Genomic DNA, 12,914 nt, shown 5'->3' with positions numbered 1-12,914 from the left:
CCTCCCAATTATCATTTACATTAAAAATTATTACATTTTTTCTGGTGCATTAACACCTAAAATTGCAAGTGCATGAGCTAATACATATTTTACGGCTAAACAAAGAGCAAGTCTTGCTCCTGCTAATTTTGCATCTACACCTAAAATACGGCATTTATTATAGAAACTATGGAACATAGATGCTAAATCATGTACATATGTTGCAATACGATGTGGTGCTTTATTTTTAGCTGCTGTTGCAATTTCATCTGGATAAGATAATAACTTTTTAATTAAAGCAATTTCTGCTTCATCTGTCAATAAAGAAAGCTGTGGATTTTCAGTTGTTTCAATACCAGCTTCTTTCATTTGACGGAAAATACTACAAATACGAGCATAAGCATATTGAACATAGTATACAGGATTTTCATTAGATTGAGATTTTGCTAAGTTTAAATCAAAATCAAGCTGACTGTCTAAAGAACGCATGATAAAGAAGAAACGAGCTGCATCAGCACCTACTTCTTCGATTAATTCAGATAAAGTTACGCTTTGACCTGTACGTTTAGACATTTTTACAAGTTCACCATCACGATAGAGGCTTACCATTTGTAATAATAAAACTTCTAAATCATCAGCATTATAACCAAGTGCTGCCATTGCTGCTTTTACACGGCAAACATAACCATGGTGGTCAGCACCCCAAATATTGATGAGTTTATCAAATTTACGTTCAAATTTATTATCATGGTATGCAATATCTGCTGCTAAATAAGTAGGCACACCATTATCACGAATAACTACGCGGTCTTTATCATCACCATAAGCAGTGGATTTTAGCCATAAAGCACCATCTTGTTTATACATGTTGCCATTAGCTAAAAGTTTATCACAAACAGCATTAACAGCATCTGGATGAAGTGTTCTTTCACTGAACCATACATCAAAATGAACATTAAATGCAGCTAAATCTTCTTTTAATGCTGCTAATTTTTCTTTTAATGCTAATTCTTTAAAGATGGATAATCTTTCTTCATCAGACATATTTAAATATTTATCACCATCTTTAGCGATAATGCGTTTTGCTGTTTCAATGATGTCTTGACCATGGTAACCATTTTCTGGGAACTCTACTTCTTTACCCAATAATTCAAGATAACGAGCATTTACAGATAATGCCAAGTTATCAATCTGTTTACCAGCATCATTTATATAATATTCACTAGAAACATTATATCCTGCTGCACGCATAAGATTTACTAAAGCACTACCAAAAGCAGCTCCACGACCATGACCTACATGAAGTGGACCAGTAGGGTTAGCACTTACATATTCTACTTGAATTCTTGGTGTTTCTTGTTTTGGTAAATTACCATATTCACTGCCAGCTTTTAATAAATTAGCTAAAGCATCATAAATAACATCAGATTTTAAGTAAAAATTAATAAATCCAGGTCCTGCAATTTCTGTTTTTTCCAAAAAAGTAGCATCTAAACGGCTTACAATTTCTTCAGCAATTTTTCTTGGTGCTACATGAAAAACTCTAGCTGATTGCATAGCAATATTAGATGCGAAATCACCTAATTCTTTCTTTGGTGGTACTTCTAAAATAACAGTAGGTAACTGTCCTTCAGGAAGTGCCTGCTCAGCTATAGCTTTTGCAACTGCATCTTTGATGGCTTGTATAAGCAAATCTTTAGTATCCAATCAAAATCCTCCTAAGTTTTATATTTATCTCTATATTAATTGTATATTAGCAATATATCATTAGTAAACTCAATTTGCTGGCTCTAATCTAATCATAAGTTCATTATCACTTTGCCAACTATTATTTATATATAAAGCATAATCTATTTTTATAGTAGATTTCATGCCTGTAATTATTTCCAAACGATGTGTCTTTACCTTCATTTTTAAATTACCATAAGGTGTTATATAATCGCTTACACTTTCTTTTCCTTCGACAAAAACTTGCTGTTGTTGTACGCCACCAGTTCGCGTAAGCGTCAGGCTATTTTCCTGTATTTTTAACATCGTTGAAGTTTCTTTTTCTTCATTTAAATCTTTTTCTTTATAAATGACATACAAAATACCATTTTTTGTATAAGCATTAGCCAATGCCTTCATTTTTATTGTATTTTGTTTATCATTTTTTTGTTTACTGTTAATTTTAACAATAACTTTGTTCATTAAATAGATAATCTCCCTATAAACACATTAAGTTTTATTATAACTTAATCTTTATACCTTGCCAACTGTATTTAGAGAATTATCCTTTAAAAATAGCTGTAAATTTTTTAATCATCTTCACAGGGCGATAAGACTCTTTTGCTTTTCTTAAACCTTCAATACCCATATCCTCTTCACGATTGATATAAGTCATATCTTGCCAAGTATTAGCCACAAAAGCCTGATTTATTGCAGTATAAGCACCATTGACATCTGGATCAGCTTTTTCTACGTGAATAACAGCTGTATCTTCATTTAACTGCTCACCAAAAGTAAATGCCATTACTTTATTAACCAAAAATAATGCTCCACCTTTTAATTTTAACTGCTCAAAATTATTAAGCACTTCAATGATAGCATCTCGTTCAGCTCCGATAAATGGGTCATCAGGAGTAAGTGCTAAACGTTTTTTATACCAGCCATTAATCGTTATCTTACATAATGTTATTATATCATTATTAATTGGCAAATATTTAGCTTCTAGATAATTTTTTCGGAAACTATTCAAATGATTTTTCTTAGAATGGAATTTTCTTCCTGATAAATTTATTAAATCTATAGCATTATAGACATAATCATCATCATCGCGATTAGTTGAAAACTCAAATTCTCCATTAGGATAATTTTTTAATTCTTCAACGATATTTTCTTCTAAGCCAGAAAGTGTGAATTCTATATTCTTATCATTAAAATATGCTTTTAATTTATCAATAGCTTCAAATAATCTATCTTTTTTACAAAGTGGCTGAAGTGCAAATTCACTATCATGGAATTTAGCTTTGAAATATAAAATATCATCTTCAATACACCACATAATGTTATAAGCTTTGCGCCACATAAATAAATTTGTAAAATTCAAATGAGAATTTTCATGATAGTTTAATTTAAAAAAGCTATCTAATCTATCTTTATCATTTATAGTCAATTCATTAAAAATAATTGTAATCACCTTCTTTTTTTAATCTAAAGATACATTATAGCAAATTTTAATTATTTAAATCAAGAATTCTTATTTTTACTTTATAAATTATCTTTTTAAGCTAATAAAATATTTTTGAAATTATTTTCATTTTGCTATTTACATTTGTTCATTTATGAATTATAATGAACTTAAGAAATGAAACTTGAATTTTCTTTTAATTTTAAATTTTAATATTAAATAGATTAATAGGAGGATTTCATCATGATAAATTGTGATTTATTAGTAAAAAAAGCTTATGAAGGCCGTGCTAATGCTTACACTCCATATTCTAATTTTAAAGTAGGCGCTGCTGTACTCACTGAAGACGATACAATCTATACTGGTTGCAATATAGAAAACGCTTCTTATGGAGCTACTAATTGTGCTGAAAGAACAGCTATCTTCAAAGCCATTTCTGAAGGTCATCAAAAAATTAAAGCTATCGCCATTGTTGGTGTAGAAAATGATTACACTTATCCATGCGGTATCTGCCGTCAAGTAATTGTAGAATTTGCCACTAAAGATATAAAAATCATCTTAGGCAAAAGTCCTACAGAATATATTGTAAAAACTATGGACGAAATCTTACCTGGTGCTTTCACTAAAGAAGATTTAAAAAAATAAAAATTATCCTTCATTAATATAAATAATAAATATATGAAATAAACATCTAAAGGAGTATTTATAATGAACATCAATAAATTAATCGACCACACAGCTTTAAAACCTAACACAAATAAAGAAAGCATTTTAAAATTAATCGCTGAAGCTAAAACTTATGATTTTGCTTCCGTTTGCGTAAATCCTTGCTGGGTTGCACTTGCTCATCAAGAATTAAAAAATACAGATGTTAAAGTATGTACTGTAATCGGCTTCCCTCTTGGTGCTAATACTACAGAAGTAAAAGTTTTTGAAACTAAAGATGCTATTGAAAAAGGCGCTCAAGAAATTGATATGGTAATCAATATCGCAATGCTCAAAGATAAAGAGTATGATTATGTAGAAAATGAAATTCATCAAATCGTAGAAGCTGCTAAAGATAAAGCTATCGTAAAAGTAATCATCGAAACTTGCTTATTAACTGATGAAGAAAAAATCAAAGCTTGCGAACTTTCCCAAAAAGCAGGTGCTGATTTTGTAAAAACTTCTACTGGTTTTTCCACTGGTGGTGCAACTGTTCATGACATCGCTCTCATGCGTAAAACAGTAGGAGCTGAAATGGGTGTAAAAGCTTCTGGTGGTGTTCATACTCATGAAGAAGCTCTTGCCATGGTAGAAGCTGGTGCTACTCGTATCGGTGCTAGTGCTGGCGTTAAACTTCTAAAATAAAAACACGGAGGATATCATCATGCAATATATTATTGGTGTAGCTGGACTTGCCTTAGTTTTTGGTATGGCATTTATTGTCAGCAATGACCGCAAAAAAATAAAATATAGACCAATTATCACCATGCTTGTTCTCCAATTTGTTTTAGGATTTTTACTTTTGAATACATCTGCTGGTAATGTTTTAATCAGTACAATTGCTAACGGATTTACAGCACTTTTAAATTGTGCTAGAGAAGGTATAAATTTCGTTTTTGGTAGATTGGCTAATCCTGATGATCCTATCTTCTTTATGAGTGTTTTAATGCCTATTACATTTATCTCTACTTTAATCGGTATCTTACAACATTGGCATATATTGCCATTTATCATCAAATATATCGGTCTTGCTTTAAGCAAAGTAAATGGCATGGGCAAACTTGAATCCTATAATGCAGTGGCTTCCGCTATTTTAGGTCAATCAGAAGTATTTATTTCCGTAAAAAAATTACTCGGACCTTTGCCACCTAATCGTTTATATACTTTATGTGCTTCTGCAATGTCCACAGTTTCTATGTCCATCGTTGGAGCATATATGGTAATGATTGAACCAAAATATGTAGTTACAGCTCTCGTTTTAAATCTCTTTGGTGGATTTATAATCGCTTCCATTATAAATCCCTATGAAGTTAAACCTGAAGATGATATTCTAGTAGTAGCAGAAACTAAAAGACAATCTTTCTTTGAAATGCTCGGTGAATATATCTTAGACGGTTTTAAAGTCGGCGTTATTGTATGTGCTATGCTAATCGGTTTCGTTGGCATTATCACATTAATCAACAATGTATTTTTAGGAATTATTGGTATTTCTTTCCAAGAAATCCTAGGTTATTTATTCTCACCATTTGCCTTCTTCATGGGAATTCCAATGGCAGAATGTGTAGATGCTGCTAGCTTGATGGCTACTAAAATAGTTGCTAATGAATTTGTAGCTATGATGCAACTTTCCAGTGGTACAGTTATTCTCTCTGCAAAAAGCGTAGCTATTGTATCCATCTTCTTAGTATCCTTTGCTAATTTCTCCTCTATTGGTATTATTGCAGGTGCAGTTAAAGCCCTCAATGAAGAAAAAGGTAATGTAGTAGCTTGTTTCGGACTTAGATTGTTATATGGTGCAACATTAGTTAGCATTTTAAATGCTACAATTGTAGGCTTAATAATTTAAGGTTAGGTGATACTATGAACAACATTAAAAAATTTAAACGCATTCATGTTATAGTTATGGACTCCGTTGGCATTGGCGAAACTCCTGATGCTGATAAATTTGACGATATTGGTGCAAATACACTTTTGCATATTTCCACAGCTAAAAATGGTTTAAACGTACCAAATCTTGAAAGATTAGGTCTTTCTAATATATATAAACTCAAAGGCGTAAATACTGTTCATCCATCTCTTGGATATTATACAAAAATGCAAGAAGCTTCTTGCGGTAAAGATACAATGACAGGTCATTGGGAAATGATGGGACTTTATATTGATAAACCTTTCCAAGTCTTCCCTGATGGTTTTCCTGATGATTTAATCGCTCAAATTGAAAAATTCTCCGGTAGAAAAATCGTTGGTAACTGCCCTGCAAGCGGTACAGAAATCATCAAACAATACGGAGAACATCAATTAAAAACTGGTGATTTAATCGTTTATACTTCAGCTGACTCTGTACTTCAAATTGCAGCTCATGAAGAAATCATACCGCTTGAAGAACTTTATCGCATTTGTCAATTCTGTAGAGATATCACTCGCGAAGGCAAATACCAATTAGGCAGAATTATTGCTCGTCCTTATGTTGGTACTTGCAAAGAAGATTTCACTCGTACATCTAATAGACATGATTATGCCTTAAAACCTTTTGGCAAAACTGTAATGAATAGCCTTCAAGAAGCAAACTTAGCTTCTATAGCTATCGGCAAAATAAGTGATATCTTTGATGGTGAAGGTGTTACAAAAGCAATCCGCACAGTTTCTAATATGGACGGTATGGATAAATTTATAAATATTTTAGATGAAGACTTCACAGGTCTCAGCTTCACAAATCTTGTAGATTTCGATGCTAAATTCGGTCATCGTCGCGACCCTATTGGTTATGGTGATGCTCTTGAAGAATTTGATGCTAGATTAAACGAAGTTTTTGCAAAAATGCATGATGAAGATTTACTCTTAATCACTGCTGACCATGGCAATGACCCAACATATAAAGGCACTGACCACACTCGCGAATATGTGCCATTATTAATCTATAGTAAACAATTAAAAAATTATGGTAGCCTTCCTATCAGAAAAACATTTGCTGACTTAGGTGCTACTATTGCGGATAACTTCTCTATTGAAATGCCACAACATGGGCAATCATTTTTAAACGACTTACAATAATTTGAGAAAAGGAACGGTGCTTATTTATGCGTATGGTAGATATTATTGAAAAAAAACGTGATGGACAAGAATTAACAACTGCTGAAATTAATTTCTTCATTGAAGGATATACAAAAGGTGAAATTCCTGATTATCAAGCAAGTGCTTTAGCTATGGCTATTTATTTCCAAGATATGAATGACCGTGAACGCGCTGATTTAACTCGTGCAATGGTAGAATCTGGAGATACTATCGACCTTTCTGCTATTGATGGAGTAAAAGTAGACAAACATTCCACTGGTGGTGTAGGTGATACTACTACACTCGTATTAGCTCCACTTGTTGCTTCCCTTGGTGTTCCTGTAGCTAAAATGTCCGGACGTGGATTAGGTCATACTGGTGGTACAATCGATAAATTAGAATCTATCGCAGGCTTCCATGTAGAACTCACTCGTGAACAATTCATTGATTTAGTAAATAGAGATAAAGTTGCAGTTATTGGACAAAGCGGTAACTTAACTCCAGCAGATAAAAAATTATATGCACTCCGCGATGTAACTGGTACAGTAAATTCTATTCCTCTTATCGCAAGCTCTATCATGAGTAAAAAAATCGCAGCTGGTGCTGACGCAATCGTTTTAGACGTAAAAACTGGCGATGGCGCTTTCATGAAAACTCAAGAAGATGCAGAAAAACTCGCTCACGCTATGGTACGCATCGGTAATCATGTAGGCAGAAAAACAATCGCTATCATCTCTGACATGTCTCAGCCTTTAGGCTTTGCTATTGGTAATGCTTTAGAAGTAAAAGAAGCTATCGAAACACTTCAAGGCAAAGGTCCAAAAGATTTAACTGAACTTGTTTTAACTTTAGGTAGCCAAATGGTAATCCTTGCAGGTAAAGCAAAAACTAGCGAAGAAGCAAAAGAAATGCTTTTAGATGCAATTCACAGTGGAAAAGCTTTAGCTAAATTCAAAGAATTCTTAGCAAACCAAGGTGGAGATGCTTCTATCGTTGATGATTTAACAAAATTACCACAGGCAAAATATAAAATTGAATTACCAGCAAAACAATCTGGCTATATTTCCAGAATGGTAGCTGATGAAATCGGTGTTGCTTCCATGATTTTAGGTGCAGGACGTGCTACAAAAGAAGATGTAATCGATTTAGCAGTTGGTCTTGTACTTCATAAAAAAGTTGGCGATAAAGTAGAAGAAGGCGAATCTATTCTCACTATCTACAGCAATCGTGAAAATGTTGAAGACGTAAAACAAAAATTATACGACAATATCTTTATCGCAGATACTGCTACAACTCCAACATTAATTCATACAGTTATCACTGAATAAATAACCCCTAAAAAAAGACTGCTATGGGCATATATCCCAATAGCAGTCTTTTTTATTAAATATTTCCAACTAATTCAATACTAGGTTTTAATGTTTTAGCACCTGGTTTCCATCTTGCAGGACAAACTTCGCCACCATGTTTAGCTACGAATTGAGCAGCTTCTACACGGCGAAGCAATTCATCAGCGTTTCTGCCAACACTTCCCATGATTACTTCATAAGCTACAATTTTACCTTCTGGATTTACGATAAAACTACCTCTTTCTGCAATACCATCATCTTCAATCATCACATCAAAAGCTCGTGCTAATAATCCTGTTGGGTCAGCAAGCATTGGATATTTAATTTTTTTGATAGTATCAGATGCATCATGCCATGCTTTATGCACAAAATGAGTGTCGCAAGATACACTGTAAATTTCACAATCTATATTTTTAAAATCAGCATATTTATCAGCTAAATCTTCAAGTTCAGTCGGACAAACAAAAGTAAAATCAGCAGGATAAAAGAAAAATACTGACCATTTTCCTAAAACATCAGCCTTTGTTATTTCACGAAACTCACCATCAACAAAAGCCTGAACCTTAAAATCAACGATTTCTTTATTAATTAATGACATCTAACTATCCTCCATTTAAATAACATTTTCTAATTGATAATAATTATTATTTTATATTAATATAATATCATTTTATTTCCCATTAGTCAATAATAATTATCATTATCTATATTTCTAAAAAATTGTTCTGTATTTATCAAATATATAGAATATTATTTTATCTTTATCTTATTGTATATATAATTAATAAATTATTATAATATACACATACAAAATACTAAGGAGGTGATTATATGACTTACGATTTGATTATTCAAATAATCAAAATATTATTATCTAATAAAACTTATATTTCTGTATCAAATATTGCTGATAAAACTAATGTTTCTACAAAAACTATTTATAATTATTTAGAAAAACATAGTTTTTTAGAATATATATATCCTTGCACTTTAGAAAAAAGACAAAAACAAGGTGTTCGCATATTAGGAAATGAACAAGCATTAAATAAATTAAAACAGAAATTATCTATTTATGAACAAGAAAAAAATTTATATACACCTATTTTAAATCTTGATTCAACTACTTTTATATTACATTCTTTATTCAGTACCTCTTCTAGTATAACTATACAAAGTTTAGCAGAAAAACTATATAGTAATTCTGTTGCTATTTCATCTATATTAAACAAAATCAATTTATGGTTAAAAAATTATGATTTGCAATTATCAAAAAAAAGTAACTGGGGTTGCCAAATCTTAGGTGAAGAAAAAAATATTCGTCTTGCCTACAAAGATTTCATTATAAAAAGCAATTATCCTATTAAAACTTTAAAAATTAATACTATTGATCGTTTATCTGATGAACATTATCGTAAATTAATTCTTATTTTTGATAAACAAGAAACAGATAAAGTTATTCAAATTATTTCGTTAGCTGAAATAGTATTAAATAATAAATTCACAGATAATGATTTCTATAAATTAACTGTACAAATACTAATATTGATAAAACGTGTACGTCTAGGTAAGTTTATTTCTTATAAATTAAATAATATCGAAAATATTCCAGAGTTTTTAGCAGCTCAAATTATAAAAAACCATATTGAAGATATTATAAAATTTAAAATTCCTAATGATGAGTTATTAGCTTTAACACAAAATATACTATCTGCAAGAAAACAAAAAGAAGATACTATAAACTCATCTAAGGATGAATTCATAACAGAACTAACAATAAATAGATTTGTAAAACGTATATCTGACTGTTTAAAAATTAATTTATTACAAGATAAAACCTTTATAAATAATTTAATACTTCACCTTGTTCCAGCTGTTAGACGTAGTAAATATGGTACAACTGCTGAAAATCCTTTATTAAATAAAATAAGATATGAATATACTGATATTTATTTAGCTGTCTTAACATCTATTGAAGAATTAGAAGTATCTGAGAAAATTTTTCTTGATGCTAATGAAATTGGTTACATTTGCTTACATGTTGTCGCAGCAATTAATCGCTGTCAAAAAGGCGGATATATAAAAGTTTGTTTAGTTTGTGATAATGGTATCACTATTACAAATTATTTAGAAAGTACTATTACTAGATATTTACCTGAAATAAAAATCATAGAAAAATGTACTAGTAGTGAATTCTCAAACTTAAAATTAGCAAATTTTGATCTAATTTTAGACTCTACTAATTTAATAAAAAATAATGATAGTAAAATTTTAAAAATAAATGAATTTTTACAAAAAGAAGAAATTCATTATATCCAAAATTGGATATTAAGTAAACATTTATTAGATTTTAATGAAGATGCACCTTCTATTCAAGGAAAAATCTTTTATTTTCATGATGATCTTCCTGACAGAGATAGTGTTTTAAATAAATATGGAAAATATTTATTTGGAAATGGCTATGTTATGAAAGGATATGATAAAAGTCTTATAGCACGTGAAGAAAGAGTATCCACTGCTATGGGACGATATGTAGCTGTTCCTCATGGTTCTAAAGATTTAGTTTTAAAACCAAGTTTAGTCATAGTAAATCTAAAAACACCTATTTTATGGGATGATGAATTTCGTGTAGATTTAATTTTTATTTTAGCTGTAAACTTTAATAAAGTACAAATTAATAAATATTTTTTCTCAAAATTATATGAAATTATAAAAAATGAAGAACTTATATCTGCTATAAAAAAATCAGATGATATAAGTGAAATAGAACAATTATTTTTATAGAAAGAGGTCATAAAAATGAACATTTCCGATTTATTAATTAAAGACAACATACTTTTGAATCTTTCAGTTTCTAGTAAATTAGACGCTTTCAAAGAATTATCTAGTAAATTACTAATAAATAACTGTATAAATGATCAAAAAGAATATATTAATGCTCTCATTAAACGTGAACAAGAATTTAGTACAAATATTGGTTTTGGAATTGCTATTCCACATGCTAAAGATAAATCTGTGAATAAAGCCTCAATAGCTATTGGTACTTTTTCTCCTGGTCTTAATTATGAAGATGGCGAAGCTCCTGTAAAACTTATGTTTTTATTAGCAGTTCCTACAGAAAGCGATAATCTTCATTTAGAAATTTTAAAAAGATTATCTAGAAAAATTATTGATACCAAATTCAGAGAAAATCTCTTATCTGCTAAAACTGTAAATGACATTTTTAAAATAATGGAAACAATTTAATAAAAGGAGTGTTTTTTATGAAAATAGTTGGTATTACCGCTTGTCCTACTGGTATAGCCCATACTTATATGGCTGCCGAAGCTTTAACAAAAGCCGCTCAAGAAATGGGTCATGAAATTAAAATTGAAACGCAAGGTGTTGAAGTAGAAAATATTCTATCTGATAATGACATACAATCAGCTGATATTGTTATTATTGCTTGTCAAAAAACTGTAGATTTAAGTAGATTTGAAGGTAAACGTGTTACCGAAATTCCTATTGAAAGAGCTGTAAAAAATCCGCAAAAAGTAATTCAAGATGCTATTGATGGTAAAAATATTAGTATATTTGAATTAGCTAAAGAAGATAAAGCTAAGAAAAAAGCTCAACAAACTGGAATTTATAAACATTTAATGTCCGGTGTAAATTTTATGTTACCATTTGTTATTTCTGGTGGTATTTTAATAGCCTTTAGTTTTATGTTTGGTATTAAGGCTAGTGATCCTAATGATCCTAGTTTCAATGTAATTGCAAAAGCTTTAAGTGATATTGGTGGTGGTGCCGCTTTTGGAATGATGGTTCCTATGTTAGCTGCTGGGATTGCATATTCTATTGCAGGAAAACAGGGTATGTGCTCTGGTATGGTTGCTGGTGTAATTGCCAAAAGTATTGGAGCTGGCTTTTTAGGTGGTCTTATTGGTGCTATTTTTGCAGGCTATTTGACTAAAACTCTTATGGAAAAAATTCACTTACCAAAAGCAATTCAAACCTTAAAAGGTCTTATTTTAGTTCCTCTTATTTCTGTATTCATCACTGGTATGTTTATGATTTTCATCGTAGGAGAACCAGTTAAATTTTTATTAGATGGATTAACTAATTATTTAAATTCTATGGATTCTTCTAATGGCGTTATTTTTGGTTTAATTATTGGTGCTATGATGGCTTCTGATATGGGTGGTCCTATTAATAAAGCAATCTCCACGTTCTCTATTGCTCTTATGTCCACTGGAGTTTATGCACCTATCGCTGCTTGTATGGTTGCTGGTATGACACCTCCTCTTGGATTAGCATTAGCTACTGTATTATTTAAGAAAAGATTCACTAAAGAAGAACGTGAAGCTGGAAAATCTTGTTGGGTTTTAGGATTATCTTATATTACAGAAGGAGCAATTCCTTTTGCTGTAGCTGACCCAATTCGTGTAATACCAGCCTTAATGTTAGGTTCTGCTGTTGCTGGCGCAATATCTTTAGGAGCTGGTTGCGCATCACTTGCCCCTCATGGTGGAATTTGGATTTTACCAATACCTAATGTTATAACTAATTTACCTATGTATGTATTAGCACTTGTTGCTGGTTCTATTGTTACATGTTTATCTGTAGCCTTATTAAAACGTAAAAATAATTACGAAGATTAAAATTATTCAATAAATAAAAGGAGA

At 30.9% G+C, this 12,914-nt stretch carries 12 protein-coding genes; 8 read left to right on the top strand and 4 right to left on the bottom strand.

Features of this window, described 5'->3' with window-relative positions; genetic code table 11:
- Positions 1-30 precede the first annotated feature (30 nt).
- From argS to GXM21_RS02830, 3 genes are all read right to left on the bottom strand, one after another.
- The gene (gene argS, locus GXM21_RS02840) at positions 31-1,686 is read right to left on the bottom strand and encodes an arginine--tRNA ligase (RefSeq protein WP_008538679.1); all 1,656 of its coding nucleotides are present in this window, start codon (positions 1,684-1,686) and stop codon (positions 31-33) included.
- A gap of 69 nt (positions 1,687-1,755) precedes the next feature.
- The gene (locus tag GXM21_RS02835) at positions 1,756-2,169 is read right to left on the bottom strand and encodes a YwiB family protein (RefSeq protein ID WP_008538680.1); all 414 of its coding nucleotides are present in this window, start codon (positions 2,167-2,169) and stop codon (positions 1,756-1,758) included.
- 79 nt (positions 2,170-2,248) lie between these two features.
- Positions 2,249-3,157 (bottom strand): DUF2156 domain-containing protein, encoded by a 909-nt coding sequence (locus GXM21_RS02830; protein WP_008538682.1) that lies wholly within the window; start codon positions 3,155-3,157, stop codon positions 2,249-2,251.
- A 234-nt stretch (positions 3,158-3,391) separates the two neighbouring features.
- On the opposite strand from GXM21_RS02830, the gene GXM21_RS02825 reads away from it, so the two are divergent.
- The 5 genes from GXM21_RS02825 to GXM21_RS02805 all read left to right on the top strand — a co-directional run bounded on the left by GXM21_RS02825 (position 3,392) and on the right by GXM21_RS02805 (position 8,232).
- Positions 3,392-3,793, top strand: a complete 402-nt coding sequence (locus GXM21_RS02825; protein WP_008538683.1) for a cytidine deaminase — start codon at positions 3,392-3,394, stop codon at positions 3,791-3,793.
- Between the two features lie 63 nt (positions 3,794-3,856).
- A complete protein-coding gene (deoC, locus tag GXM21_RS02820) occupies positions 3,857-4,498 on the top strand; it encodes a deoxyribose-phosphate aldolase (RefSeq protein WP_008538684.1) in 642 nt (213 codons plus the stop codon).
- Between the two features lie 19 nt (positions 4,499-4,517).
- Positions 4,518-5,699 (top strand): NupC/NupG family nucleoside CNT transporter, encoded by a 1,182-nt coding sequence (locus GXM21_RS02815; protein WP_008538685.1) that lies wholly within the window; start codon positions 4,518-4,520, stop codon positions 5,697-5,699.
- A gap of 14 nt (positions 5,700-5,713) precedes the next feature.
- Positions 5,714-6,904 carry a phosphopentomutase gene (deoB, locus tag GXM21_RS02810; protein ID WP_008538686.1) on the top strand — a complete coding sequence of 397 codons (1,191 nt, stop codon included), beginning with the start codon at positions 5,714-5,716 and terminating at the stop codon, positions 6,902-6,904.
- A 26-nt stretch (positions 6,905-6,930) separates the two neighbouring features.
- Positions 6,931-8,232 (top strand): pyrimidine-nucleoside phosphorylase, encoded by a 1,302-nt coding sequence (locus tag GXM21_RS02805; protein WP_008538687.1) that lies wholly within the window; start codon positions 6,931-6,933, stop codon positions 8,230-8,232.
- A gap of 55 nt (positions 8,233-8,287) precedes the next feature.
- Here the strand turns inward: GXM21_RS02805 and ahpC are convergent, their stop codons facing one another.
- Complete coding sequence (gene ahpC / locus GXM21_RS02800; RefSeq protein ID WP_008538688.1) at positions 8,288-8,851, bottom strand: alkyl hydroperoxide reductase subunit C; 564 nt, start codon at positions 8,849-8,851, stop codon at positions 8,288-8,290.
- Between the two features lie 233 nt (positions 8,852-9,084).
- Between ahpC and GXM21_RS02795 the strand changes: the two genes are divergently transcribed.
- From GXM21_RS02795 to GXM21_RS02785, 3 genes are read left to right on the top strand one after another with little or no spacing between them, the layout of a single operon-like run.
- Positions 9,085-11,034 (top strand): BglG family transcription antiterminator, encoded by a 1,950-nt coding sequence (locus GXM21_RS02795; protein WP_008538689.1) that lies wholly within the window; start codon positions 9,085-9,087, stop codon positions 11,032-11,034.
- A 15-nt stretch (positions 11,035-11,049) separates the two neighbouring features.
- Positions 11,050-11,496, top strand: a complete 447-nt coding sequence (locus GXM21_RS02790) for a PTS sugar transporter subunit IIA (RefSeq protein WP_008538690.1) — start codon at positions 11,050-11,052, stop codon at positions 11,494-11,496.
- 17 nt (positions 11,497-11,513) lie between these two features.
- On the top strand, positions 11,514-12,890 hold the full coding sequence (locus GXM21_RS02785) for a PTS fructose transporter subunit IIC (RefSeq protein WP_008538691.1): 1,377 nt from the start codon (positions 11,514-11,516) through the stop codon (positions 12,888-12,890).
- Positions 12,891-12,914: the final 24 nt, after the last annotated feature.

This window comes from Megamonas funiformis, assembly GCF_010669225.1.
Lineage (GTDB): Bacteria > Bacillota > Negativicutes > Selenomonadales > Selenomonadaceae > Megamonas > Megamonas funiformis.
The sequence above is the reverse complement of the archived record's forward strand: the minus strand, read 5'-3'. Positions and strand labels throughout refer to the sequence as shown.